This window comes from Micromonospora sp. NPDC051924 (assembly GCF_055586005.1).
Window position 1 is genome coordinate 53,959 of sequence record NZ_JBVJJA010000018.1, and the last position, 25,854, is coordinate 79,812.

General features: G+C 71.3%; 18 protein-coding genes. 9 read left to right on the forward strand and 9 right to left on the reverse strand.

Going from position 1 to position 25,854, the window contains the following annotated elements:
• The first annotated feature begins 173 nt into the window (after nucleotides 1-173).
• The 6 genes from ACZ6S5_RS16550 (at nucleotide 174) to ACZ6S5_RS16575 (ending at nucleotide 15,861) form a co-directional block, all read left to right on the forward strand.
• Nucleotides 174-6,596, forward strand: coding sequence for an RHS repeat-associated core domain-containing protein (locus ACZ6S5_RS16550; RefSeq protein ID WP_466001162.1), 6,423 nt, complete (start codon nucleotides 174-176; stop codon nucleotides 6,594-6,596).
• Between the two features lie 146 nt (nucleotides 6,597-6,742).
• A complete protein-coding gene (locus tag ACZ6S5_RS16555) occupies nucleotides 6,743-7,207 on the forward strand; it encodes a DUF3592 domain-containing protein (RefSeq protein ID WP_466001164.1) in 465 nt (154 codons plus the stop codon).
• Between the two features lie 62 nt (nucleotides 7,208-7,269).
• Entirely contained in the window at nucleotides 7,270-7,452 is a 183-nt protein-coding gene (locus tag ACZ6S5_RS16560) for a hypothetical protein (RefSeq protein ID WP_466001166.1), read from the forward strand.
• 733 nt (nucleotides 7,453-8,185) lie between these two features.
• Nucleotides 8,186-14,503, forward strand: a complete 6,318-nt coding sequence (locus ACZ6S5_RS16565; protein ID WP_466001168.1) for an RHS repeat-associated core domain-containing protein — start codon at nucleotides 8,186-8,188, stop codon at nucleotides 14,501-14,503.
• A 143-nt stretch (nucleotides 14,504-14,646) separates the two neighbouring features.
• Nucleotides 14,647-15,036 (forward strand): hypothetical protein, encoded by a 390-nt coding sequence (locus ACZ6S5_RS16570; protein WP_466001170.1) that lies wholly within the window; start codon nucleotides 14,647-14,649, stop codon nucleotides 15,034-15,036.
• A 93-nt stretch (nucleotides 15,037-15,129) separates the two neighbouring features.
• On the forward strand, nucleotides 15,130-15,861 hold the full coding sequence (locus ACZ6S5_RS16575) for a Clp protease N-terminal domain-containing protein (protein WP_466001172.1): 732 nt from the start codon (nucleotides 15,130-15,132) through the stop codon (nucleotides 15,859-15,861).
• Nucleotides 15,862-15,912: 51 nt separating this feature from the next.
• On the opposite strand, the gene ACZ6S5_RS16580 is transcribed toward ACZ6S5_RS16575, so the two are convergent.
• From ACZ6S5_RS16580 to ACZ6S5_RS16595, 4 genes are all read right to left on the reverse strand, one after another.
• A complete protein-coding gene (locus ACZ6S5_RS16580) occupies nucleotides 15,913-16,431 on the reverse strand; it encodes a hypothetical protein (RefSeq protein ID WP_466001174.1) in 519 nt (172 codons plus the stop codon).
• Between the two features lie 116 nt (nucleotides 16,432-16,547).
• Nucleotides 16,548-16,736 carry a DNA repair protein gene (locus tag ACZ6S5_RS16585; RefSeq protein WP_466001176.1) on the reverse strand — a complete coding sequence of 63 codons (189 nt, stop codon included), beginning with the start codon at nucleotides 16,734-16,736 and terminating at the stop codon, nucleotides 16,548-16,550.
• Between the two features lie 64 nt (nucleotides 16,737-16,800).
• A complete protein-coding gene (locus ACZ6S5_RS16590) occupies nucleotides 16,801-17,829 on the reverse strand; it encodes a sensor histidine kinase (RefSeq protein WP_466001178.1) in 1,029 nt (342 codons plus the stop codon).
• Nucleotides 17,822-18,517 carry a response regulator transcription factor gene (locus ACZ6S5_RS16595; RefSeq protein ID WP_466001180.1) on the reverse strand — a complete coding sequence of 232 codons (696 nt, stop codon included), beginning with the start codon at nucleotides 18,515-18,517 and terminating at the stop codon, nucleotides 17,822-17,824. Before ACZ6S5_RS16595 ends, ACZ6S5_RS16590 begins: the two co-directional genes overlap by 8 nt.
• A 159-nt stretch (nucleotides 18,518-18,676) precedes the next feature.
• On the opposite strand from ACZ6S5_RS16595, the gene ACZ6S5_RS16600 reads away from it, so the two are divergent.
• Nucleotides 18,677-19,342, forward strand: a complete 666-nt coding sequence (locus ACZ6S5_RS16600; RefSeq protein ID WP_466001182.1) for a GNAT family N-acetyltransferase — start codon at nucleotides 18,677-18,679, stop codon at nucleotides 19,340-19,342.
• A gap of 184 nt (nucleotides 19,343-19,526) precedes the next feature.
• Here the strand turns inward: ACZ6S5_RS16600 and ACZ6S5_RS16605 are convergent, their stop codons facing one another.
• Genes ACZ6S5_RS16605 through ACZ6S5_RS16615 form a run of 3 tightly spaced genes read right to left on the reverse strand, consistent with a single transcriptional unit; the run spans nucleotide 19,527 to nucleotide 21,176 of the window.
• Nucleotides 19,527-20,234 carry a TetR family transcriptional regulator gene (locus tag ACZ6S5_RS16605; RefSeq protein ID WP_466001184.1) on the reverse strand — a complete coding sequence of 236 codons (708 nt, stop codon included), beginning with the start codon at nucleotides 20,232-20,234 and terminating at the stop codon, nucleotides 19,527-19,529.
• Nucleotides 20,167-20,667: a thiol-disulfide oxidoreductase DCC family protein gene (locus ACZ6S5_RS16610; RefSeq protein WP_466001186.1), complete on the reverse strand. Its 501-nt coding sequence runs from the start codon at nucleotides 20,665-20,667 to the stop codon at nucleotides 20,167-20,169. The genes ACZ6S5_RS16605 and ACZ6S5_RS16610 overlap by 68 nt, the downstream gene beginning before the upstream one ends.
• On the reverse strand, nucleotides 20,664-21,176 hold the full coding sequence (locus tag ACZ6S5_RS16615; RefSeq protein ID WP_466001188.1) for a hypothetical protein: 513 nt from the start codon (nucleotides 21,174-21,176) through the stop codon (nucleotides 20,664-20,666). Before ACZ6S5_RS16615 ends, ACZ6S5_RS16610 begins: the two co-directional genes overlap by 4 nt.
• Nucleotides 21,177-21,326: 150 nt before the next feature.
• Here ACZ6S5_RS16615 and ACZ6S5_RS16620 point away from each other — a divergent pair, with 150 nt between their 5' ends.
• A complete protein-coding gene (locus ACZ6S5_RS16620; protein WP_466001190.1) occupies nucleotides 21,327-21,689 on the forward strand; it encodes an STAS domain-containing protein in 363 nt (120 codons plus the stop codon).
• A 6-nt stretch (nucleotides 21,690-21,695) separates the two neighbouring features.
• Here the strand turns inward: ACZ6S5_RS16620 and ACZ6S5_RS16625 are convergent, their stop codons facing one another.
• Both ACZ6S5_RS16625 and ACZ6S5_RS16630 read right to left on the reverse strand, forming a co-directional pair.
• Nucleotides 21,696-22,892: a PP2C family protein-serine/threonine phosphatase gene (locus tag ACZ6S5_RS16625; RefSeq protein WP_466001192.1), complete on the reverse strand. Its 1,197-nt coding sequence runs from the start codon at nucleotides 22,890-22,892 to the stop codon at nucleotides 21,696-21,698.
• A gap of 35 nt (nucleotides 22,893-22,927) precedes the next feature.
• Nucleotides 22,928-24,382: a glycoside hydrolase family 3 N-terminal domain-containing protein gene (locus tag ACZ6S5_RS16630; RefSeq protein WP_466001194.1), complete on the reverse strand. Its 1,455-nt coding sequence runs from the start codon at nucleotides 24,380-24,382 to the stop codon at nucleotides 22,928-22,930.
• Nucleotides 24,383-24,505: 123 nt separating this feature from the next.
• On the opposite strand from ACZ6S5_RS16630, the gene ACZ6S5_RS16635 reads away from it, so the two are divergent.
• Nucleotides 24,506-25,681: an ROK family transcriptional regulator gene (locus ACZ6S5_RS16635; protein WP_466001196.1), complete on the forward strand. Its 1,176-nt coding sequence runs from the start codon at nucleotides 24,506-24,508 to the stop codon at nucleotides 25,679-25,681.
• Nucleotides 25,682-25,854: the final 173 nt, after the last annotated feature.

Below are 25,854 nucleotides of genomic sequence, written 5' to 3' on the forward strand. Positions count from 1 at the left end.
TAACGGCGCGAGGTGCCCTTCCCTACGGGGAGGGCACCTCCGCCCCCTTTCTTCTCCTTCCTTCTCCTCCTCTTCTGTCGGTCCGTTCCGCTGCACGGAGGGCTCAGATGACTTCAACCTTGCTCGCATCGTCACTATCGGTAATGCCTAGAACACGCGCAGCGAAGGTTCGGTTGGTTTCCGTCGGACTGGTCGCCGCGCTCACCGCAGCCCTGACGTACGTCCCCGCCTCGGCCCGGCCGCCGGCCGAGGGATTCACCCCGCCCCGGGCCGCCCAGGTGAAGCCGGTACCCGTGCACGAGGTTCCGGCCGCCCCGGCCCCGAAGCGGGCCGCAGCCCGGCCGGCCGCCGCGCTGCCGGCGCCGCGCTGGCCCGACGCGGGCAGCGCCGACATCGCGCTCCCGACCACGGAGCGCGGCGCTGTGGCGAAGGGCCTGGCGGGGACGCTCCCCGTGTCGGTCAGCTCACCCGAGCCGTCCGCCGCAGGACGGGCCGCCGCGGCCGTCCCGGAACGGGTGCGGGTGAGCGTGCTCGACCAGGCCGCCGCGCGGGCCGCCGGCGTCAATGGCGTGCTGCTCAAGGTGGCCCGCGCCGACGGCGCTCGGCAGAGCGGGCAGGTCGCGGTCACGGTCGACTACAGCGCGTTCGCCACCGCCTACGGCGCGGACTGGGCGAGCCGGTTGCGGCTGGTCGAACTGCCCGCGTGCGCGCGCCCCGAGGGGCGACCGCAGCGGTGTCCGGGGACGGTGCTGCCGTCCCGCAACGACGTCGCCAACCGTACCGTCACGGCGCCGGTCCCGGTGCCGGCGCAGTCGGCTGCGCCGAGCGGGTCGACGGCTGAGGCGTCGGGCACGTTCACCCTGCTGGCCCTTACCGCCGGCTCCTCCGGGGCGGCCGGCTCGTTCGCCGCCACCAGCCTGTCGCCCTCCGCGACCTGGTCGGCCGGCGGCAGTTCGGGCGACTTCACCTGGTCGTACGGCATGCGGAACCCACCGTCCCTGGGCGGTCCGAGCCCGGAGATGAAGCTGTCCTACTCGGCGCAGAGCGTCGACGGCCGGCACGCCGCCTCGAACAACCAGCCGTCCTGGGTGGGTGAGGGCTTCGAGTTCACCCCTGGCGACTTCATCGAGCGCCGGTACCGGTCCTGCGCCCAGGACATGGACGGCGCCGACCACAACAACAGCACCAAGACCGGCGACCTGTGCTGGGAGACCAACAACGCCACCATGTCGCTCGGCGGCTCCGGCGGGGAGCTGATCTACGACGCCGGCGACGGTTTCTGGCACCTGCGCCGCGACGACGGCACCAAGGCCGAGCGGATCGTCGGAGGCTCGTCGTACGGCAACGGCGACGACAACGGCGAGTACTGGAAGGTCACCACGGCGGACGGCACCCAGTACTACTTCGGCCGCCACAAGCTGGACGGGTGGACGAGCGGTGCGGCCGTCACCAACTCCACCTGGACCGCGCCGGTCTTCGGCAACGATCCTGGTGAGCCCTGCCACGCCTCCTCGTTCGCCGCCTCGGACTGCGTGCAGGCCTGGCGGTGGAACCTCGACTACGTGGTCGACCCCAACGGCAACACCATGTCCTTCTGGTACGCCAAGGAGACGAACAAGTACGCCCGCAACAACACCGCGTCGGATCTCGCCTCCTACGTGCGCGGCGGCTACCTGACTCGGATCGATTACGGCACCGACAACCGGACCCTGGTCAACGGGGTGCGCACCGACTCGCTCTACCGCGGTGTCGCCGCGCCGATGCGGGTGAGCTTCACCCCCGCCGACCGCTGCCTGTCCAGTTGCACCACCCACGACGCGGCACACTGGCCGGACACCCCCTGGGACCAGGAATGCAGCCAGGACTCCTGCCTGGTCGGCTCACCCACGTTCTGGTCCACCAAGCGCCTGTCGGCCGTGACCACCCAGGTACGGGACGGCTCGGACTACCGCGACGTCGAGCGCTGGACGCTGACCCACACCTTCCCCGACCCCGGTGACGGCACACGGGCCGGGCTGTTCCTCCAGAAGATCTCCCACGAGGGTCTGGTCGGCGCCACGACGACGGTGCCGGACATCGAGTTCACCGGCGTCCAGTTGAGCAACCGCGTGGACGTCATCGGCGACCACTCTCCGGCGATGAACTGGTGGCGGCTGGCGATGATCCGCAGCGAAACCGGTGGCACGGTCAGCGTCAACTACTCGGCGCCCGACTGCGTCGCCGGGTCGCGGATGCCGACCTCGCCCTCCGGCAACATCCTGCGTTGTTACCCCGTGCGCTGGACGCCCGAGGGCTACCAGGACCCGATCACCGACTACTTCCACAAGTACGTGGTGACGACCATCTACGAGGCCGACCAGACCGGCGGTGTACCGCCCAACGGCAGCCCTCGCACCGTCTACTCGTACAGCTACCTCGGCGACCCCGCCTGGCACTACGCCGATGACGACGGACTGATCGGCAAGAAGGACAAGACCTGGTCGGTGTGGCGTGGCTACGCGCGGGTCGGCGTGACCGTCGGCGATCCCGGAGAGCAGACCTACACGGAGACGACGTACTTCCGCGGCATGCACGGGGACAAGCTGCCCACCGGCACCCGGCAGGTCACCGTCACGGGTGCCGGCGTGCCGACCGTCAACGACGAGGACGCCTACGCCGGCCTGGAGCGGGAGCGCATCACCTTCAACGGCCCGGGTGGTCCGGAGGTCTCCCGTGAGGTCAGCGAGCCCTGGCAGTCGGCGGCCACCGCCTCCCGCACCATCAACGGTGACACCGTGGAGGCCCGGCACGTCGACGTCTCGGCGAAGCACCACCGGGTAACGCTGGACGCCGGCCGGGGTGTCCGGGTGACCTCGCAGTACACCACCTTCGACGGCTACGGCTACCCGGTGCAGGTCGACGACCGCGGGGACACCGCGGTGACCGGAGACGAGCAGTGCATCAAGTCGAGCTACGGGCACAACACCTCGGACTGGCTGCTGGGCCTCGCGAAGACCATCTCCACGTACGCCGTGGCGTGCTCCGCGGCCGCCGACCCGACCACGCTCAGCGAGCAGCAGGTGGTGTCGGTGAAGCGGATCTCCTACGACGGCAATGCCGCGGGGGTCACCCCGACGAAGGGCAACGTCACCCGGAACGAGGAGATGTCGGCGTGGGCGAGCGGCGTGCCGTCGTTCGTCACCGTCTCGCAGGCCGCCTACGACGCATACGGGCGGGTCACCGACAACTGGGACGGCGTGAACGCCCACTCGACGACCGCGTACACGCCTGCCAGCGGGGGCCCGGTCACCCAGATGGTGGCGACCAACCCGATGGGTCACACCACCACCAGCGACCTCGAACCGGCCTGGGGCCTGGCCGTCGCCACCACGGACGCCAACGCCAAGCGCACCGACATGACGTACGACGGCCTGGGCCGGTTGACCGCGACCTGGAAGCCGGGCCGGGTGAAGGGGACCGACTCGGCGAACCTCACCTACAGCTACCTGATTCGTGCCGACGCCCCCTCGGCGATCACCACCAGGGCGCTCAACCCGGCCGGCAACTACGTGACCAGCTACGAGCTCTACGACGGGCTGCTGCGGCCCCGACAGACCCAGGCGGCCTCGCCGTCGGGCGGGCGGCTGATCTCCGACACCTTCTACGACACCGCCGGGCGGGAGGTGAAGACGTTTGGGGCATACCACACCACCGGTACCCCGGACACCACCCTGGTCACGGCCACCGAACGCGCCTTCGTGCCGACCCAGACGCGCACCGTCTACGACGGCGCCGGGCGGGCGGTGGCGTCGGTCTTCCAGCCCTATGACGCCGAGCGCTATCGGACCAGGACCTACTACGCGGGCGACCGGGTGGACGTCACCCCGCCGGCCGGCGGAACCCCGACGTCGAAGGTGGGTGACGCCCGCGGCAACACCGTGGAGCTGCGGCAGTACCGCGGGACCACGCCAACCGGGACGTACGATCGGACGCAGTACAAGTACAACGCCAAGGAGCAGTTGGAGCAGGTGATCGATCCCGCGGGCAACAAGTGGACGTTCACCTACGACATCCGGGGCCGGCAGGACAGTGTCGACGACCCGGACAAGGGCCTGACGAAGATGACCTTCGACAACGAAGGTCGGATCACCTCGGTAACGGACGCCCGTAACACCAAGCTGGTCCACGTCTACGACGCCCTGGGCCGCAAGCGGGTCACCTACGAGAACCAGGTCGGCGGGCCGCAACGGGCGCAGTGGGTGTACGACACCCTGGCCAAGGGTCAGCTGACGCAGAGCACCCGATTCATGGGCTCGGCGTCGTATCAGGTGAGGATCACCGGCTACACCGACAACTATCAGCCGACCGGGACCCAGGTGGTGATCCCCACCTCGGAGACCGGACTAAGCGGCACGTACGAATCCAGCAACACCTACAACGTGGACGGCAGCGCCGCCTCCGCGTCCTTCCCGGAGACCGGGGACCTGCCGTTGGAGACGGTGTCCAACAGATACGACTCGGTCAGCGGCCTGCCGAAGCAAATGACCACGCTGTACGGAACCAACCCGGAGTCCAGCTACGTTTCCGACACCGTCTACAACGCGCTCGGGAAAGTCGATCAGTACACCTTCTACACCGGCCTCTACTCCCAGACCGGGTCGCGGTTTTACCGGTCGTTCACCCGTGAGTTGGAGACCGGCCGGGTGCTGAGCATCCGGGCCGACCGGGAATCGGTCGCGCCGTACACGCTGTCAGATGTGCGGTACACGTACGACGATGTCGGCAAGATCACCAAGATTTCCGACGTGGCCGCGACGGGTGGCGCCGACAACCAGTGCTTCCGTCACGACTACCTGGGGCAGTTGGTCGAGGCGTGGACCCCGGGCGACGGCGACTGCACCAAGGCGCCGACCGTCTCGGCCCTCGGCGGCTCGGCCAAGTACTGGCTGACCTGGACGTTGGACGTGGCGGGAAACCGGATCAGGGAGGTCGACCACGGCACTCCGTCCGGGGACCGCACCACCACGTACACGGTGCCGACGGCGGGCTCCCGCCAGCCGCACGCGGTCACCGCGACGACGACCACGGTTGGCGCCGGTTCGCCCACCACGGCCAGCTACACCTACGACGAGGCCGGCAACACCAGGACCCGGCCCACCCCGACGGCGGGCACCCAGACCCTGACCTGGGACCTGGAGGGCCGGCTGTCGACCAGCACGGACACCGCCGGCACGACCACCTACATCTACGACGCCGACGGCAACCGGCTGATCCGCCGGGACCCGACCGGCAAGACCCTCTACCTGCCCGGGCAGGAACTGCGGTACACCACCGCTACGGGCAACCTGAGCTGCACCCGCTACTACACCTTCAACGGGGAGACCGTGGCGTCGCGGACCAGCGCGGGGCTGGTCTGGTTGAGCAACGATCACCAGGGCACCGCGCAGCTCAGCGTCCGGGCGAGCGATCAGCAGGCCACGGTGCGCCGACAGACGCCGTATGGGACCAACCGGGGCGCCACGCCGCCGGCCTGGCCGAACAGCAAGGGCTTCGTCGGTGGAACGGTGGACAACACCGGCCTGACCCACCTGGGCGCCCGCGAGTACGACCCGGCGCTCGGCCGGTTCGTCAGTGTCGACCCGGTCTTCAACATCGACGACCCGACCCAGATGAACGGCTACTCCTACGCGGGCAACAGCCCGGTCACCCAGTCCGATCCGACGGGGCGGGAGTCCGGCGGCAGTTGGATGTATATCGGCAGCGACCGGTGGAGCGTCACCAAGGGCGGCTATCGCTACCACTTCCGGGCCGACTACTTCCTGTACTGCCGCTACGGCGGCGCGGTCTGCCTGGGCGGATACGGCGGTCAGGTTGGCTGGATCAACATGGCCTACGCCGGATATCCCGGGGTCTGGCTGGTGGCCCGCGTGGATGTGCACGTGTGGCGGGTGGCCCTGAACTTCATCGGGCCGGTGGCGGCGCCGCCGAAGCCGAAGGTCTACATCCCGCAGACTCCGGCCTGCCCGCAGATGCCACCGCCGCCCGAACCCAAGGGTGAGCTCGACGGTCCCAAGTGCGAGTTCACAGACTTCAAGTGCCTTTTTAGCGGGAAGGAAGGCGCGAAGGCGTGGTGGCGGGGTAATCGCGATTGGGTGACCGGCGTCCCTGCCGCCGTGGGATTGGGGGTCTGCATCTTCGCTACTGCCGGGGTCTGCGCGGCTGTCGGCACCGCTGGAATGCTCGTGGCGATGGGGGGACGGGTGGCCGACGTTGAAGCGTCGCGAAGTGGATGGACTGCCGAAAATGTCCGTAGTATGGCTATTGGCCTGGGTATCGACTACGCCTCCAGCAAACTCATTCCCGGCGTTCGGTTGATCAAGACCACCCGATCCGGTGCCCCCGTCTACAAGCCCTCGGCTCGGACCTGGTACGACCGCAGCGGCAACGTCGACATGACGTGGAGACAGCAGTTCATGCCCAAGGGGCAACTCGATCCCGCGGCGGTACAAAAGGGCGTTGGCGCAACGGGAGCACAGCTTGGCTGGTGGGCGGTGGCCGGGCCAGGCGAGGCGCCAGGGACGTTCGGCGTTCCGTTCACCGACCCGTTCGCCTGGTGACGGCAGCGCAGTCGACCGCCATCGAATCGACGACGTCTGGCAGAGTACGCGTGGGTTTTCCGGAGGGAGGAGGTCCGATGGCCAGAAGAGGCGGGCGACCCGCCGCACCGCCGCCGGTCAGGCGGCGCTGGGGGAAGGTCATCGCCATGGGCCTGGTGTTCCTTCTGGGCGGATTAAGTCTGGCGGTGGCCTCGGCCGTCTACATCTCGCGGGTGTCCGCGAAGGCGGATCGGTTGCGTGCCGAGGGGGTGCCGGTCACGGCCGTGGTCTCGGACTTCTACGACGGGTCCGGGCGGGGCAGCGGTCCGGACACCATCACCGTGACCTACGAGTATGAAGGCGGGCATTACCAGAAGCGCATCCTGTGCGGCGGAGCGACCGGCTGTCACCGGGACCCGCCTGCTGAGATGAGAGTCTGGGTCGACCCAGCGAGGCCGGACGAGTTCGTGGCCGCGAACGGCAATACCGACGACTCGGCGGCCTGGCTGAATCGTTGGACGAAGATCGCGATCGGTGGTCTGTTCGCGGTACTGGGTGCTGTCGCACTGGTCGTGGCACTGTTCGGCGACCGTCTGCTCGCCTGGTCGAGCGCGCGGGCCAAGAAGGGATGATGGCAGGGGGTCGGCCGGGCGAGGCCGGCCCCCGGTCCTCAAGGCGAAGAGGAGATCCAGAGATGCAGCAGCGACGGACCGGCTGGCGACCGCCGGGCGCGCGTCACCCCGGCGCGTTCGCGTTGTCCATCGTGGGAGCCGTGCTGGTGCTCCTGGGCCTGACGGCGGTCGACTCGGTACCCCTGGTCGCGCTGGGCGCCGGGCTGACCGTTGCCGGCTGGCTGCTGGCACGCAAGTCGCGCTGACCCGCGATGCGGGCGCGTGTGGGCTTGCCTTGCGGGTCGGGCTGGCTGTTCATGGCCAGCCGTTGGTCGGCAGGGCGGGCTGAGCCCCAGCAATCCACGCGAGGGCTGTCGACGGCCTCCTTCGCCGGACCTGTACCGCTGCCTGGTTCCGCCACGCCGGCGTGAGCCTTGGCCGACAGGCGGCGGCCGGGCCTGGTGGTGCGGTGGTGCCTGCCGTCCAAACTCGGCCGGGGCTCGCGCTGATCTCGTCGGGCGGCATGACCTCTGTCCCTGGCCGGCGGTGCTGCGCGCCCGAAATATCGGGCCTGTTGCTCGGCCGATGCCCTCGCTGGCACCCGCCGATGGTGATCAACGTATCGTGATCATGGCCGGCCATTACGTTGGTCTTCGTCCCTTTTGTGCTCGCAGCTTGCGACGCCTCTTTACATGGATGCCTGTACATCCCTAGTGTCTGGCGCACCACAACGGTGATATCACGGGGGTCGCTGGTGGTTGGTTGGTCTGTGCCTGCGCGCAATGCGCAGGTTGCGTCAGGGGTTGGGTGCCGCTGGTCGGCCGTCATGGCAGCCATGGTCCCGATGGGCGTCGACGCCCTTCATGTCGGCGAGGAGAACGCCGCCGGCTCCGCATCCTTCTGATCCTCGGAACGCCCGTCCAGTCGTGTCCGTCGGCGCTCAGATCTCGCCCCGGGCATCTACCTCTGTCGATGTCACTCTTAGCACACGGAGGTTCCGTGCAGGTACACCTGCCCCCTGCCGTCCTGCCGCCCGTACGGCGCGATCGCGCTCGTACGCTGCGGCGGACCATCACTGCGACGCTGGCTGCCGCCGTCGTCGCCAGCCTGCTGCACGCGCCGGCCCAGGCGGCGCCAATCGACGCGCCGTACCGGCCGCCAGCGCCGAAGCAGGTGCCGACGGTGCCGGTCAAAAAGGTCACACCGAGTTCCCCGGCTACCACCAAGATCCTCCCGGACGCGAGCAGCAGACCGGCGCCGGTGTGGCCCGCTGCCGGCACCAGCGTGATCGATCTGACCACCATCCGCACCACCGGACCAGTCCAGGCCGGCACCCTGCCCGTACGAGTGGCCGCGCCGGACAAGGCCGCCACGTCGGAAAGCGCCGGGGCGCCGAGCCGACTCCGGGTGCAGCTGCTCGACCGGGCCGCCACCGGCCGCGCCGGCGTCAAGGGTCTGCTGCTGCGCCTCGACCGGGCGGACGGGATCGACCGCCCCGGGACGGCCCGGGTCAGCGTCGACTACCGATCGTTCGCCACCGCCTACGGCGCCGACTGGGCCAGTCGCCTGCGTCTGGTCCAGCTGCCCGTGTGCGCGATGTCGACCCCGGAGGACCGCCGCTGTGCCGGCACCGCGCTACCGTCGACCAACGACGTGGCGCAGCGGGCCGTAACCGCGAACGTGCCGGTGGCCGCAGCGGAGGGCAGCACGCTGGTCGCGCTCTCGGCCGGCTCGTCCGGGTCTGCCGGAAGCTACGCGGCAACCTCGCTGTCGGCATCCTCGACCTGGTCCGCGGGCGGGAACTCGGGCGCCTTCAACTGGTCGTATCCGATGCGAACGCCTCCGGCGCTTAATGGGCCCGCCCCCGGGCTGTCGCTGACCTACTCCTCCCAGTCCGTCGACGGCCGGCACGCCGCCTCGAACAACCAGCCGTCCTGGGCTGGCGAGGGTTTCGAGATCTCCACCGGTGGCTTCATCGAGCGCCGGTACAAGTCGTGCAGCGAAGACATGGACGGATCGGCGAACAACAGCACGAAGACGTTCGACCAGTGCTGGGAGACCGACAACGCCACGCTCTCGATGTCCGGCGGCTCGGGCGAACTGATCTACAACGCGACCGAAAAGCGTTGGCACCTGCGTAACGACGACGGTTCCCGGGTCGAGCGGCGGACCGGTGCCAGCAATGGCGACAACGACGGCGAGTACTGGGTGGTCACCACGGGTGACGGCATCCAGTACTGGTTCGGTCTGAACCGGCTGCCGGGCTGGACGTCGGGGAACCCGGTCACCAATTCGACGCTGACCGTCCCTGTGTTCGGCAACGACTCGGGCGAGCCCTGCCACGCCACCGCCTTCGCCGACTCCGACTGCGTCCAGGCCTGGCGATGGAATCTCGACTACGTCGTGGACCTGTCCGGCAACTCGGCCTCGTACTGGTACGCCAAGGAGACCAACAAGTATGGCCGCCGCCTCGATCCGAACGACGACGCGACGTACGACCGCGCCAGCTGGCCGCAGCGGATCGACTACGGCACCCGGCGGGACAACGGCATCGACTCGGCGCTGAGCGGCTCGGCCCCGATGCGGGCGACCTTCTCGGTCGCCGACCGGTGCCTCAATTCCTGCGCCACCCACGACGCGACGCACTGGCCCGACACACCCTGGGACGCCGACTGCGCCGGCACATCCTGCCCGGACAACTTCTCCCCGACGTTCTGGACCACGAAGCGGCTGGCGGCGGTGACCACCCAGGTCAGGTCCGGCAGCGGCTATGCCGACGTCGAGCGGTGGACGTTCACCCACACCTTCCCCGATCCCGGCGACGGCACCCGCGCCGGTCTCTGGCTGGACCGGATCTCCCACGTCGGCCTGGTCGGCGGCACCGCCAGCCTGCCCGATGTGCGGTTCGCCTACACCCAACTCGCCAACCGCGTCGACACCACCGACTTCGCCGCAGCCATGAACTGGATGCGGATCGCGCGGGTCACCAACGAGTCGGGCGGCACGGTCAACGTCACCTACTCGGCGCCCGACTGCGTCGCCGGCCAGCCGATGCCGACGCCCCACACCAACACCCGCCGGTGCTATCCGGTCATCTGGACGCCGGAGGGGTACACCAACCCGGTCACCGACTGGTTCCACAAGTACGTCGTGACCACCATCTACGAGACTGACCAGACCGGCGGCGTTCCGCCGCAGGGCAGTCCGCGCGTCGTGTATACGTACAGCTACCTGGACGGGGCGGCCTGGCACTACAACGACGACGACGGCCTGGTTGACCCCAAGAGCAAGACCTGGTCCGACTACCGAGGGTACGGCCGGGTAGGGGTCACCGTCGGTGACCCGGGCGAGCAGACGTACACCGAGACGCGGTACTTCCGCGGCATGAACGGCGACAAGGCCGCGCCCACCGGCGGCACCCGTACGGTCAGCATCGACGGGATCGCCGACGAGGACTGGTACGCCGGCGTCACCCGAGAGACGAAGACGTTCAACGGGCCCGGCGGGGCGGTGGTGTCCCGGCAGACCAACGAGCCGTGGACCTCGCCCATCACCGCCACAAGGACGATCAACGGCGACACCGTCACCGCCCGGTTCAGCCGTATCGCCACGGTGCGGAACTACACCACGCTCGACGCCGGCCGCGCCGAGCGGGCCACCCGCACCACCACCGGCTACGACCAGTACGGCATGGTCGTCTCGGTCGACGACTTCGGCCAGGACGGTGTCGACGGCGACGAGCAGTGCACCAAGACCGACTACGCGCCACGCAACACGACGGACTGGCTGATCGACCGGGTGCACCGGACCCAGAGCTACGCGGTGAAGTGCGCTGACGTTGGCGGCGCGCTCTCGGCCGACCAGGTCATGGGTGAGGTCCGCAACTCGTACGACGGCCAGGCCTTCCAGAGCGTGGCGACCCGGGGCCTGGTCACCCGGATCGAACGTATGGAGTCCTGGGGCAGCGGTACCCCGACCTTCTCCACGGTCGGCCGGGCCGCCTACGACGCGCACGGCCGGACCACGTCCGCGTGGGATGCGATGGGAGCCCTCACCACCACCGCCTACACCCCGGCGGTCGGTGGGCCGCTCACCGCGACCACCGTCACCAACCCGCTGCAGCACGTCAGCACCACCACGATGCAGCCGGCGTGGGGTTTGACCACGCGCACCGTGGACGCGAACGGCAAGGTCACCGACCTGGCCTACGATGCCCTTGGCCGGCTCACGTCGGTCTGGCTGCCGGGCCGGGACAAGGCCACCCAGACCGCCAACATGACGTACGGCTACCTGATCCGCGACGACGCGCCCACCGTCGTCACCGCCGCCCAGCTCAACAACGCCGGAAATTACGTCACGTCGTACACCCTTTACGACGGGCTGCTCCGGGCCCGGCAGACGCAGGAGTCGTCGCCGTCCGGCGGCCGGCTGCTTACCGACACCTTCTACGACACCGCCGGGCGGCAGGTCCGGTCGTACGGCAGCTACCACACGACCGGCAGCCCCGGTACGACGCTCGTCACGGCCACCGAGGCGGCCTTCGTGCCGAACCAGAGTCGGACGGTGTACGACGGCGCCGGCCGAGCGATCGCGTCGATCTTCCAACCGTACGCGGCGGAGCGGTGGCGCACCTCGACGTACTACGCGGGCGACCGCACCGACGTCACTCCGCCGGCGGGCGGGACCGCGACGTCGACGGTAACCGACGCCCGCGGTCGCACTGTCGAGCTGCGGCAGTACTACGGCGCGGCACCCACGCCGGGCACGGCCAGTTCGTGGGACGCGACGAGGTACACGTTCAACCGCAAGGGCCAACTCGCCGAGGTGACCGACCCTGCCGGCAACAAGTGGACCTACACGTACGACATCCGCGGCCGGCAGATCGAGACCCGGGACCCGGACAAGGGACTGATCACCACCACCTACGACAACGGTGGTCGGACCACCAGCACCACCGACGCGCGCGGCAAGAAGATCGCCTACCTGTACGACTCGTTGGGCCGCAAACGAGCGGCCTACGACGACCGGGTCGGTGGCACCATGCGTGCCCAGTGGGTCTACGACACCCTGGCCAAGGGATACTTGACCCAGAGCACCCGGTTCGTGGGCTCGGCCAGCTACCAGGTCAAGGTCCTCGGCTACACCGACAGGTACCAGTCGACCGGCACGCAGGTGATCGTTCCGACCTCCGAGACAGGTCTGGCCGGCACCTACAACTTCGACAACACTTGGAACCCGGACGGGTCGCTGGCATCGACCAGCTACCCCGGGACCGTCGGTGACCTGCCCGCCGAGACCGTGTCCTACGCCTACACCGACCTGGGCAAGGTCACCACGCTGAACACGCTGTACGGCAACCAGCAACAGCCGTACGTGAGCGGGATCGTCTACAACGCCCTCGGCCAGATCGACCAGGTCACCCTGGACAACGGCTCGGGCGGACACGTCTGGCAGGCGTTCACCCGGGAGTTGGAAACCGGCCGGCTGACCAGCATCCGGACCGACCGGGACTCCGTCGCGCCGAACGTCGTCTCGGACGTGCGGTACACCTTCGATCCGGCCGGCAACATCACCCAGACCCGGGACGTCGCCCCCGACCCGGTCGACGACACCCAGTGCTTCGCCTACGACCATCTGCACCGGCTCACCGACGCGTGGACTCCGGCCTCGGGGGACTGCGCGGCCATGCGGAGCGTCAGCGGGCTGGGCGGACCGGCCCCGTACTGGCGCTCGTGGACCTTCGACAAGATCGGCAACCGGCGAACCGAGATGGTGCACACCTCGTCCGGTGACGCCACCACCACCTACACGTACCCGGCCACCGGAGCGGCCCGGCCGCACGCGGTGACCAGCACCAGCGGCGCGGCCACCGGTAGCTACACCTACGACGAGAACGGCAACACCCTCACCCGGCCCACCGCCTCGTCCGGCACCCAGACGCTCACCTGGGATCCGGAGGGGCGGCTAGAGACCAGCGTGGACAGCACCGGGGAGACCCGGTACATCTACGACGCCGACGGCAACCGGTTGATTCGTCGCGACCCGACGGGCCGCACGCTCTACCTCCCTGGGCAGGAGGTACGGTCGACGTCCAGCGGTGCGTACACCACCCGCTACTACAGCATTGCTGGGCAGGTGGTTGCCTCCCGGACCGCGGGCGGGGTGAGTTGGCTGGCCGCCGACCACCAGGGCACCGGTCAGGTGGCCGTCGACGCGGCCACCCAGGCCACCACCATCCGCCGGCAGACGCCGTACGGCACGCCACGCGGCGGCGACCCGGCCTGGCCGAACAGCAAGGGCTTCGTCGGCGGGACCCGGGACAACACGGGGCTCACCCACCTTGGCGCCCGGGAGTACGACACGTCCATCGGTCGGTTCATCAGCGTCGATCCGATCATGGATCTGACGGATCCACAGCAGTGGAGCGCGTACACGTACAGCAGCAACAGCCCGGTCACCTACTCCGACCCGTCCGGCGAGCGAGCCTGCTCGGACGACGCGTGCGGGCCGGGGGCCGACTACGTGGACCTCGCCGGCAACTACCACGACGTGCCGGGCCACAACGACGGCTGTAACGGGTGCAGCGGCTCCGACGACCCGACGACGAAGCGGACGTACTCGTCCGACGACGAGGAACGCGCCGCTACCGGCGATGCCGACAAGGCGCGGATGTTGCGCGAGATGCGCCGCCGGCAGATCTTCCTGGAGGGCAAATACTGGATCGGCAAGCTCTATCAGAAGATGGTGGACGCCAACAACGACGCCTGTCGCGTTGGCAACCCGTACGTCTTCGCAGGTTGCACCACCGGGGCAAACATCGCGAATGAGAAGCTCGCCGAACAGATCATCGATGCCTTGGAACGAATCGACGAGTCACGGGCCCGTAAGGGCAGGATCGTCAAGGACAAGGTTCTGGGCAAGGTCAACGCGGGCTTCGATGACGACGAGTTCGAACTTGCCTTCTTCCTCGCGTTCACCGGGGGACATAAGGTCGAATCGCGCGACGACTCCCTGCCAGCCGTCGGCGCGTCGGACAACAAGGGGTTCGACGCGTACGTCGACGGCCATCGTGCAGAGTTCAAGACGGTCAGTACGAACTCCGCCGGCGCGACTCAAGACCGGTTGCGCTCCGCCAACAGGCAGCATGTGGACAGGGTGTACGTCATGGTCCGCGGCGGGGTCGAGAAGGAGAACGTGGAAGCGGGACGGGCCTCGTTTACTCGGAATCATTCGAACCCGGCGTTGCAGTACTGGCAGGTGGTCGATGGTGGCGCTGGCTGGGTCAGCCCGTTCCAGTCGATCAACCAGCCGTTGTGAGGTTCGCTCGGGGATGACCACGCGTCGTCCGCCGGGCAGGTGAGGATCCAGGCGCCCCGCTGGTTACTCGACCAGCGGGGCGCCACCCGGGTGGGGGGCCGACAGACTTCCACCCGGCCGGCAGAGCGAAAGGAGCGAGGGCCATGACGGACTACACGCTCGTGGTGGGCCTGCTCGACGAGCGGCAGTCGTTCGAGCACCTGGTGGAAGTGGTCGCCGGGGCGACCGGCGCGGCCATCCGGGACCTTCCCCGCGAGAACAGGTCGGTGGTGGGCACGCTCCCGACGGGTCATCTCTGGGTGGAGTTCGACCCAGCCGACGTTGAGCCGTTCGCCAGCAATCCGTACGTGATCGATCTGGTTTTGGAGTATCCGTCGGAGGAACCGAAGCTGGCGGAGACGATCTTTGCCGCTCTCGTTGCCGGCGGTTACCGGGTGGCCATCCTGGAGAACGGAGGGGTGATCCGCTCCTCGCACTACGTCGAGGAGGCCGTCACCGACGGGACCGGAAACGACGGTGGTCAAAGTCCGTGATCTCGGCCGCGCTGCTCTCGAATCTGCGGAGCGAGCGACGAGACTCGTCAACTCCCGGTTGACGTCCACGAGCCGTCAACCTACGGTTGACGCATGACGGATCCCGTGAAGATGACCCACCCCGTACGCCTCGACGACCTCATCGAGGGCATCAAGAAGGCGCACTCCGACGCGCTGGACCAGCTCTCGGACGCGGTGATGGTCGCCGACCACCTGGGCGACGTGGCCGACCACCTGATCGGTCACTTCGTCGACCAGGCGCGCCGCTCCGGCGCCTCCTGGACCGAGATCGGCCGCAGCATGGGGGTCAGCAAGCAGGCGGCCCAGAAGCGCTCCGCCGCGAAGGCGGAAACGGCGGCCGCGCTGGACCCGAACGCCGGCTTCGGCCGGTTCACGCCCCGGGCCCGCAACGTGGTGGTGACCTCGCAGGAGGAGGCGCGGAGGGCGGGCAACGCCGAGATCGGCCCGGGACACCTGGCGCTGGGGCTGCTGGTCGACCCCGAGGCGCTCGCCCCCAAGCTGATCGAGGCGCGGGGCGTGTCTCTGGAGCGGTTCCGGGAGGCGGTCGCCGCGACCCTGCCGGAACGGGCCGAGCAGGTCCCGGACCTGATCCCGTACGACGCGCGGGGCAAGAAGGTGCTGGAGCTGACCTTCCGCGAGGCGCTGCGACTCGGCCACAACTACATCGGCACCGAGCACATCCTGCTCGCCCTGCTCGAGGAGGAGGGCGGCGACGGCGTGCTCACCGGGCTCGGGCTGGACAAGGAGGCGATGGAGTCGGCGATCGCCGCCGCGCTCGCCGAGATCACCCGGAAGATGGCCTGAACCGACCGGCCGGGCACGCGCTGCGGGAGCGCGTGCCCGGCCGTCGGATGGTCAGCCGGCGGTGGGAAAGCCGTACCGGGCGGCGTGCTCCGGATCGGTCGGGTCGACCTGGCGTAGGCCGGCGTCGGCGAGCCACTTGTTGACCTCGTCGAGGTGCTCGCGCACCAGCCGGGCCTCCTCGTCGGTCACCTTGCCCCGGTGCGGCTTGCCGGCGTGCTCGATGGTGCCGTAGTCGACCTTCTCGGCGCTGCGCCGCGCCTTCGGCGGCTTCACCCGCTCGGCGGTGCGCAGCAGTTGCGCCATCGGCACGTCGGTGGCCATCGCGTCGAACTCGCTGGCGGTGAGCACCACCCGGCGCGGTTCGCCGCCGCCGTGCCTGTCGTGGATCTCCACCACGGCCACGTCCAGCGCGGCGTCGTCGATGCTCTCCACCTCGACCGGGGTGGCGTCCAGCTGCACGGGCCCGGCCACCAGGTCCGGGTGCTCCAGCACGACGACCTTGACCACCTCGTCGTCGGGGCGCAGCACCTGGCCGCTGAAGTCGGAGACGTGGATCGTCTTCTTGCCCATGCGCGGAGCTTCTCCTGTCGTTGGCCGGCGTTTCGGACCAGAAGACGCTACCCGACACGTGTGCGAAGACCCGGGGTGGAGCGGCCCGGGTGTGTCGTCGCTTTCCCCGCGTCCGCTCAGCGGGTGTTGAGGCCGCGCCGGGTGGCGGCGCCGGCCGGCAGCGCGTTCAGGTCGGCCCAGGAGAGCGGTGTGTCGGCACGCGCCTCCCGGTACCGGGGCTGCGCGGGGAACCGTCCGGCCCCCTCGACGGCCTGCCAGCTGCGCTCGGTGTCCTGCAGGTACCGGTCATTCGGCTGATTCGGCATGACCATTACCGTCCCAGAGAAACTTGTACATGTATGGAAATAGATATGACGCGCGATCGATGCGTCAGGTTCCCGCCGCCGGCAACCGGACCACGAATCGGCAGCCATCGGTGATGTTCTGTACGTCTACCCGCCCGCCGTGCGCCTCAATCAGCCCGCGCACGATCGCCAGCCCCAGCCCACCCGAGCCCTCGACGCCGCCGTTGCCCGGTCGCGGCGTCCGCGCCGGCTCTCCTCGGAACGCCACGTCGAACAGGCGGGGCAGGTCCGACTCGGGGATGCCGCCGCAGGTGTCGGCCACGGCCAGCCATGCGGTGTCCGAGTCCCGGCCAGCTTCGACCCGTACCGTGCCGTCCTCGGGGGTGTAGCGGACCGCGTTGAGCAGCAGGTTGCCCACCACCCGCGCCAGCTCCGGCTCGCTCCCCGCCACCGTGGGCCAGCCCGACTCGGCGGCGACCAGCCGGATGCGGCGGGCGGCGGCCAGCGGCGCGGTGCCGGCGAGGGCGTCCGAGACCACGTCCCCCAGCGGCACCGCGGACAGCGACAGCCGCAGCGCGCCCGCGTTGATCCGGGACAGCTCGAACAGGTCGTCGACCAGCCGGGTCATCCGGTCGGTCTCCACCCGGATCCGGCGGTGGTACTCGGCCACCGTCTCCGGGTCGCGGACCACCCCGTCCTCCAGCGCCTCGGCCATCGCGCGCAGCCCGGCGAGCGGGGTGCGCAGGTCGTGCGAGACCCAGGCGACCAGGTCCCGGCGGCCCTTCTCGATCCGGCGCTCCCGCTCCCGCGCCTGGTCGGCCCAGACTGCCGCGGCGGCCAGCCGGCGGCCGAAGAGCCAGCCGACGGCCAGGCTCACCACCGCGGCCGCCGACACCGTGATGAGCACGACCTCCAGGTCGTGCGGGGAGAGGAACATCGCCTCGGCGACTACCGCCACGCCGGCCACCACCGCGCCGACGGTCATGGTGAGCAGCACGAAGATGTGCACGGTGATCGACCGGCCGCGCAGCAGCCGCAGGGCTACCGCGCCGGCCAGCCCGACGCCGAGCGCCGCGAGCAGCGCCGCCCCGAAGATCAGTGCCAGGTCACGCATCGGTGGGCTCGTAGCGGTAGCCGACGCCCCACACGGTGACGATCCGCCGGGGGTTCGCCGGGTCGGTCTCGATCTTCTCCCGGAGTCGGCGCACGTGCACGGTCACCGTGGACTGGTCGCCGAAGCGCCACCCCCAGACCCGTTCCAGCAGCTCGGCCCGGCGGAACGCCCGCGCCGGGTGCCGCATCAGGTGGGCCAGCAGGTCGAACTCCCGCAGGGTCAGGGCCAGCTCCTGGCCGTGCAGCCGGGCCACCCGGGGGCCGGTCTCCACCTCCAGGCCGCCGTCGGCCAGCACCTGCGCGGGTGCGCCGGCCGGCTCGCCGCCGGCCCGGCGCAGCACCGATCGGACCCGCAGCACCAGCTCCCGGGGGGAGAACGGTTTGCCGAGATAGTCGTCCGCGCCCAGTTGCAGGCCGAGGATCCGGTCGGCCTCGTCGCCGCGCGCGGTCAGCATGACGATGGGTACGCCGTCCGGCCGCTCCCGCAGCCGCCGGCACACCTCCAGCCCGTCCAGGACGGGCAGCATCAGGTCGAGCACCACCAGGTGCGGTGGGTGCCGGGCCACCGCGGTCAGCGCGGCCGCCCCGTCCCCGACGTGCTCCACCTCGTAGCCGGCGTGCTCCAGGTAGCGGCACACCACGTCGGCCACCGTCCGGTCGTCGTCGACCACCAGCACCCGTTGCGCCACCGTGTACCTCCCCGCCGTGCGGCACAGCGTATCCACGCCCGGGGCGGCGCAGGTGTTGCGAGGTCCTTACGAACGCATCCGCCGGGACGGCCGGCTCGGGCCCGCGTACCGTGATCACGGCGAGACGCGACGGACCCGGCGGTGAGGAGGTGCGGCCCGGTGCTCGACCGCCGGTTGTTCCTGCACCTGGCGACCTGGCTGGGGCAGTGGCCGGCCGGTCCAGGGCTGCACGTGGTCCGCTCGCACCGGCGCGCCCGGCCGGCCTGGGACGGCCGGCTGCGGCCGGCCCGGGCGGTCGCGGCCCCCGGCTGCACCATCCTGTCCGTGCCACCGGACCGGGTCGACACGGTACGGGCCCTGGTCCGCGACCGGACCGTCGAGGAACTGCTGCCGATCCTCCCGGCGGCGGTCGGGTCGCCGGAGTTCACCGCCTCCGCCGGCCGGTTCCGATGGTGCACCGCTCCGGCGCCGCTGCCCGACGTCGGCGAGTGGTCCCCGCCGACCGGCCCCGGGCTGCCGCCCTGGCTGCGCCTCTTCGACCAGGAGGTGCTGCTGGTTCGTGACGGCGACGGGCGGTACCTGGCAGGCGCGGGTATCAAGCGGCACAACGCGTACGGGCACGAGCTCGCCGTCGGTACGGTGGCGGCCGCCCGGGGGCGGGGGCTGGCCCGGCGACTGGTCGCCCAGGCGGCCCGGCGGGTGCTGGATGAGGGGGCCGTGCCGACCTACCTGCACAAATTCGACAACCACGCCTCGGCCCGGGTGGCCGAGGCGGCCGGCTTCCCGGACCGGGGCTGGACCTCGTTCGGGGTCGTCCCGCGCTGACCTCGCCAGCGGGCGCGGACCGTGGATCCCGGGCCGGATCCACGGTCCGCAGCCTCTCCTCCCAGGTCCCCGTCACCGGTAACGCTAAGTGTTCGAAAGTGGCCGAGCAAGGGGTCCATACCGGATTACTGCTGTCCGGTAATGGACTTGACCTGCGACTCAACGTCTCGGGCGCCGAAGAACCTCAGTGACGCAGCGTGTGAATGAGGGTGAGCACCTGGCGGGTGACCGGCCGCAGCACACGGAGCCGGGACAGCGCCACCAGCCGGTCGACCAGCGGCACCGCGCCGTCGATCAGCTGCCGGGTCCGGGCCTGCTCCGGGGAGCGGTCGTGCACCCAGTAGAGCACCACCCCCATGTACGCCAGCCAGAGCAGCTCCGGCAGCGCCGGGCGCAGCTCGGGGTCCACCCGGGCGGTGGAGCCCTCCAGCGCCTCCCGGAAGAGCGCGATCGACGCCTCCCGGGCCTCCGACGACTCGGCGGAGAACGGGCTGAGGGGTGAGGTCGGCTCCGCCGCCGTCTTGAAGAAGCTCGCCGCGAAGGAGTGGTACGGCGTCAGCACGTCCACCCCCGCGTGCAGCACCCCGGCGAGGCGGGCGGCAAAGTCCCGCTCCCGGTCGAGCACCGGCGCGGCGGCCACCCGGTGCTCCTGCTGGGTGCCCGCGTAGAACTCCTGGATCAGGTGTTCCTTGGAGCCGAAGTAGTAGTAGGCGTTGCCGACCGCCACGCCGGCCTCCTGGGCGATGGCGCGCATGGTGGTGCGCGCGTAACCCCGCTCGCGGAACAGCCGCATCGCGGTGTCCAGGATCAGCTGGCGGGTCTGCTCACCCCGGGCGGTCGCCCCGGTGCTCGGGCCACCCGCAGCGGTCGTCGGCGCAGTCTGCTCGGTCATCGTCGTCACCGTATCCCGGGTCCGGCCTGGGTTCCCGGACCAGCTCGCGTACCGAGGAGGCGGTGGCCACCACGCGCCGGGCCAGCGGCAGCAGGTGCGGGCGGGCCAGGCGTTCGGCGGTCGAGCGGTGGTCGGCCAGCGCCCAGAGGCAGGCGAACCAGGCGCCGTCGCCGGCGTACACCGCGCCGGTGTCGGCGACCACGGTCAGGTCCCGCAGCGTCGCGTCGTGGTCGAGCCCCGGGAAGCGCCGCCGGGCCTCCGCCGAGCCGGCCGGCACGAACTCCAGGGGTACGAGCTGGGCCCGCGACCCGAGCCACTGCCGGGCGGCCCGGCACAGCGGGCAGTGCGCGTCATAGAGGACGGTGAACCGGCGGATCCCATCGGCCCCGTGCCCGCTGGGATCCGCCGGGTGGCCGCCCGGGGCGACCGTCATCGCGGCGGGACGGGTGGCGTCGGGCCCGCCACCGGCCCGGCGGGCGGCGCTGCGGCGGGCGCGGCCGGGCCGGCGGGCATCGGGCCGGCGGGGCCGACCAGGCGGGAGCCGGGCTGGGTCGGCAGGTGGCCGACCGGGGCGAGCGGCGGGTGGCCGACGGCCTGCTGCCGGAGCCGGCCGCGCCGGTACCGGCCGAGCGCGAAGACGTTGAAGAAGTGCAGCGCGCCCAGGACCAGCAGCACCAAGCCGACCTTCATGGAGAGCTGCTCCAGCGCGTCGCTGGTGGTGCGCACCGGGTCGGCTTCCTTCATGGCCACCGTCACGTAGCCGAGGTTGAGCAGGTAGAAGCCGACCACCAGCAGGCTGTTGACCGCGTCGGCCAGTCGCTTGTCGGCGAAGACGTCCTCCAGGAACACCAGGCCGTTGCGGGACAGCGTGCGGGCCACCCAGACGGTGAGACCGATGCTGACCGCCAGATAGGCCAGGTACATCCAGACCTTCGCGTCCATCTCGTCGCCCCTCTTGAACGTGTTCAAATTTTGGTCCCGTTGAGCGTACGACAGGTTTTGAACGCGTTCAAGAGTGCGACGGCGCGGCGCGCATTCAGGCGTGACCGGTATGGTCGCGACGACGACACGGCGGCATGGGGCGGACAGGCGATGGAGATCGGTACGCGGGACGTGGCACCCGGGCGGGTTGTCCTCGCCCCGGTCGGCGACCTCGACATGGCCGGCGCTCCGTGGCTCGACCGGGCGCTGGACGCGGTCCTCGACCGGCCGGGCCTGGTGGAGATCGTGGTCGACCTCGTCGCGGTCGGGTTCCTCGACTCGACCGGGGTGGCCACCCTGCTCCGGGGCGCGGCCGAGGCGGTCGGCCGCGGCGCCACGCTCCGGGTGACCGACCCGCAGCCGGTGGTGGCGCGGGTGCTCCGGATCACCTCCGTCGACGGCCTGCTCGGCCTGACCGCCGGTCCCGGCGGCGACGGCTTCGCGACCGGACCCGGCTGGCGTCGGCTGCGCTGAGCCCGCTCAGGGCTCCACCCGGGCGGCGGCGTCGCGGGACCACTCCAGCAGCACGATCGTGGCGTCGTCCCCGGACGCGGTCCCGCGGTGCTCGATTACCGCCCGGCTCAGCCGGCGCACCGTCTCCGGGGCGGGTAGGCCCGAGCCGATGTGCCGCTCGGCGAGATCCGCCAGCCGGGACAGCCCGAACATCTCCCCGGCGGCGTCACGGGCCTCGGTGACCCCGTCGGTGTGCAGCAGCAGCCGGTCATCGGGTTCGAGGCGGACCTCGCCGATCCCCCCGGCGGGCAGGTTGAGGCCCAACGGCGGTCGGCGGCCGCCGGTGAGCGCGCGGACGGCCCGGCCCCGGCGCAGCACCACCGGCGCCGGATGGCCGGCGTTGACGTACCGGAGTCGGCCGCTTCGGACGTCGAAGTCGAGCAGCACCCCGGTGACGAACCGGCCGTCCGTCCACTGACTGCGCAGCGCCGCGTCCACCGCCGCCCCCAGCTCGGCGAACTCCGTACCGGACCGGCGGGCCGCCCGTAGCGCGGCGAGCGCCACCGAGGTGGTCAGCGTCGCCGGCAGCCCGTGCCCGACGCCGTCCAGGATCGCCAGGGCGAGCCGGTCGCCGTCCAGCGCGTAGTCATAAGCGTCCCCGCCCACCTCGTAGCAGGGTTCGAGGATCGCACTGACCGCCAGCGTCTCGGTGGCGAAGGTCAACGGTGGCAGCAGCTGCCAGAGCAGTTCGGCGGAGACCGCCATGGGCATTCCGCGCCGCGCTCGGTGCACCGCGTCGCCGTAGGGCAGCTTGCCGGTCAGCACGTGCCCGATCAGTCCCGCGATGGCCCGGCAGCCGTCCCGGAGGGTGCCGTCGGCCGGGTCCGCCCCGGCGGGCAGGCGGACCTCCAACAGGCCGAGCCGGTCGGTGCCGTTCACCACCGGCACCCAGAGCCGGCCGTCCTGCCCAGCCCGCGTCCGCACCTCGGTGTAGGCACGGCCGGGCAGGCTGGTGTCGATCGGCAGCGGCTCCGGCGCCGGCCGGCCCGGCCCGGGCAGCGGCCGCAGCAGCTCCTGCTCCACGTCCACCACGTACGTCGTCACCGTGACGCCCAGCGGGCGCAGGGCCCCGTCGACCGCCGCGGGCAGCCGGTCGGGCGGGATCCGGTGCGACCGGAGGAGCAGGTCGGCCAGGGCGGCGTGCCAGGCGTCGGTGGCGCTCATCCCCGGGAACTACCCCGGAGCGGGTCGGTCAGACCTCAGCCGGTCAGGCCGAGCACCTGCGCCGCCGCCCGGCCGTTCGCGTGGCTGGCACCGTACGTGGTGACGAAGGCGCGGGCGCCGGCCGGCCGCCAGTCGCCCGGCCAGCCCATCTCCACCACCGTCACCGGATGCGCGGCGGCCAGCCCGTCGACCAGTTCCCGGGCCCCGGGCAGCCGGTGCAGGTGGCGGCCGACCAGCACGATCGGCCGGTCCCCGGCGCGCCGGCGCAGCTCCTCCGGCGTGGTTTCCCCGGCCACCGCGCGGATCTCCTCGGTCCCGGCCGCCAGGTGCGGGCCGAGCCCCCACGGCACCCGTCCCTCGGCGATGGTGGCGGTGGCGTGCACCTGCACCACCAGCGGCGCGGCCAGGCCGGTGACGTCGCCCTCGACGCGGACCGCGCGCAGCGCGGCGGCGTAGCCCAGGCCGTCGGGCGCCGGGCCGGCTGCGCTGCCGGTGCCCCGCCAGGCGGCCAGCTCGGCGGCCCGGCCGGCGGCCTCCTCGACCCGGGCCCGGTCCAGCCGGCCGTCCTCGAGCGCGCCGGCGATCTCCGCGGCCACCTGCTCCACCAGCTCGGCGTCGACCTTGGCGCCGATGCAGAGCAGGTCCGCCCCGGCGGCGAGGGCGCGGACCGCGGCCGGACCCACCCCGCCGGCGGCAAGCGCGGCGCCCTTCATCTCCAGCGCGTCGGTGATCACGGTGCCGGTGAAGCCGTACTCGCGGCGCAGCAGGTCGACCAGGACCGCCCGGCTGAACGTGGCCGGGCCGTCGCCGGTCAGCGCCGGCACCCGGATGTGCGCGGTCATGATCGCGCGTACCCCGGCGTCCACCACCGCGGCGAAGGGCGGCAGGTCCCGCTCCCGCAGCACCGCCGGGGGCACGTCGACCGTGGGCAGCTCGTGGTGGGAGTCGGCGACCGTGGCGCCGTGGCCGGGGAAGTGCTTCGCGCAGGCGGCCACCCCGGCGGACTGGAGGCCGGCGACCGCGGCGGCCGAGTGGGCGGCCACCCGGGCCGGGTCCGCGCCGAACGAGCGGGTGCCGATCACCGGGTTCTCGGCGGCGGTGTTCACGTCGACCGTCGGCGCCAGGTCGACGGTGATGCCGAGGGCGGCCAGCTCCGCGCCGATCGCCGCGTACACCTGCCGGGTCAGCGTCAGGTCGTCGACCGCCCCGAGGGCGGCGTTGCCCGGGTACGGGCTGCCGGTCGCGTGGGCCAGCCGGGTGACGTCGCCGCCCTCCTCGTCGATCGCCACGATCACGTCCGGACGGCCGGCGCGGAGCCCGGCGGTGGTCGCCGCGACCTGGGCCGGGTCGTGGATGTTGGTGCCGAACAGGGTGTGCCCGGCGAGTCCATCGGCGAGCAGGTCGACCGCCCAGTCCGGCGGGACCGGCCCCGGGTACGCGGCCAGCAGCGTGCCCAGCGCGAGCCGGCGCAGTCCTGGATCCAACCCCACGAGTATCCCCTTTCCCTGCCGGGTCGTCCGACGACTCCGGATCGGGGTGGCCGATACGCTAACGGGCACCCCTCTGCAGGCGTTTTGTGGTTAGCAAACTTTACTGAAAATAGAGGACGTGGCATGAGTGCGACCCGGCTGCCCGGCACCCCCCGCCTGTTACGGGCGCTGAACGACCGCGCGGCGCTGGAGCTGCTCCTCGAGCGGGGGCCGCTCACCCGGGCCCGGCTCGGCGAGCTGACCGGGCTCTCCAAGGTCACCGCCTCCCAGCTGGTGGAGCGGCTGGAGGAGCGCGGCCTGGTCACCCGGGTCGGCGAGCAGGCCGGCGGGCGGGGCCCGAACGCCCAGCTCTACGCGGTGCGCCCGGGCAGCGCGTACGTGGTCGGGGTGGACGTCGACGCGGAGCGGGTGGTGGCGGCCTGCGCGGACATCACCGGCGCGGTGGTCGGCCGGGTCGCCCAGTCCACCAAGGACACCGACGACCCGGTGGGCGTGGTGCACAACGCCGTGGTCCAGGCGGCGAGCAGCGCCGGCGCGGAGCTGTCCAGCGTGCGGCGGGTGGTGCTGGGCACCCCCGGCCTGGTGGACCCCGGCACCGGGGACATCACCTTCGCGTTCAACCTGCCGCGCTGGCACAGCGGTCTGCTCGCCGCGCTCCGGGACGACCTGCACATCCCGGTGGTCTTTGAGAACGACGTCAACCTGGCCGCCGTCGCCGAGGCCCAGTCCGGCGCGGCCCAGGGCATGTCGGACTTCGTGCTGGTCTGGGTGGACGCGGGTGTCGGTCTGGCGATCATGCTCGGCGGCCGGCTGCATCACGGCAGCAGCGGCGCGGCCGGCGAGATCGGCTACCTGCCGGTGCCCGGTGTGCCCATCCCGCGGGACGTCTCGAAGCGGTCCAAGCCGGCGTTCCAGCAGCTCGCGGGTGCCGACGCGGTCCGCGCGCTGGCCGCCGGGCACGGCTTCGAAGCGGCCGACGCGGCCGAGGCGGTACGCGTCGCGATCGCCGCCGGCACCGCCGGTGGCCCGATGCTGGACGAGCTGGCCCGCCGGCTGGCCCTCGGCGTGGCGAGCACCTGTGTGGTGCTCGACCCGCCGCTGGTGGTACTCGCCGGCGAGGTGGGCCGGGCGGGCGGGGCGGCGCTGGCCGAGCGGGTGCAGCACGAGGTCGCCGCGATCACCCTGGTCCGCCCGCGGGTGGTCAGCACCGGGCTCACCGAGGAGCCGATCCTGCGCGGCGCGCTGCGGACCGCGCTGGACGCGGTGCGCGACGAGGTGTTCGGCTCGACGGTCGGCTGACCGGCCAGCCGTCGTCGCCCACGCCACCATGTGAAGGAATTCTTCACGAGGTCGACGATCTCTGCAAGGAGTTGCCGGTGCGGGGGGGGGGGGGGGGGGGGGGGGGGGGGGGGGGGGAGGAGCGGGGGGGGGGGGGGGCGGGGGGGGGGGGGAGGGGGAGGGGGGGGGGGTGT